Here is an 830-nt window from a genome sequence, read left to right on the forward strand (position 1 = left end):
GCCCCCGCCGTCGTCCCCGCAGCCAAAGCCACCAACGGCAGCGCAGCGATCACCCCCGCCGCGACGTAAGCCAGATCCCTGACCCCGCGCTCGCGCCAGTCCGCGCCGTACCCCGCGACCGCGGCCGACTCGACATCGGCCAGGAACGTCCGCACATCCCCGTACCGCTGCCCCGGATATTTCGCCAGCCCGCGCTCCAGCAACCGCCGCACCGGCGGCGGCACCCGGTCCAGCGGCGGCGCGGCCGACTCGTGCAGCGTCCGCAGCTCGGCCAGCGTCTCCGAGCGGAACGGCCGCACGCCGGTCAGGCACTCGTAGAACACCACCGCCGCCGAGTACAGGTCCGACGCGGGCGCCGGCGGGTACCCGTTCCACTGCTCCGGCGCCATGTACGCCGGCGTCCCCTCGGCCGGCGCCCCCTCCCAGGCCGGCGAGGCGATGCCGAAGTCGGTCAGCTTGCTCTCGCCCCGCGCGTCGACGAGCACGTTGTCCGGCTTGTAGTCGCGGTGCACCACGCCCCGGTCGTGCGCCGCCGCCAGCCCCAGCAACGACCCGCGCAGCAGCGCCAGCGCCGCCTCCGGCGATCCGTGCCCCCGCCCCAGCAGCACCCGCAGGCTCGGCCCCTCGACCGCCTCCATCACCAGCGCGACCCCGCGACCGTCCGCGGCGACGACGAGCTCGTACACCTCGACCACGTTCGGGTCCCGCACGAGCGCCATCAGCTCGGCCTCCCGCCGGAACCGCGCCGCGAACCCGAAGTCCCCCACCAACCGCCCGGCGAGGTACTTGATCGCCACCAACCGCCCGCCGGCCTCATGCCGCGCGAGCAC

Annotated in this window: 1 protein-coding gene; it reads right to left on the bottom strand. The window is 75.3% G+C overall.

The genetic code is table 11. The features are described 5' to 3' along the window. A partial coding sequence (locus tag GWK61_RS54860) for a serine/threonine-protein kinase (protein WP_194922336.1) occupies positions 1-830 on the bottom strand: 830 nt, incomplete at both ends.

Source organism: Catenulispora rubra (assembly GCF_015356825.1).
Taxonomy (GTDB): Bacteria; Actinomycetota; Actinomycetes; order Streptomycetales; family Catenulisporaceae; genus Catenulispora; species Catenulispora rubra.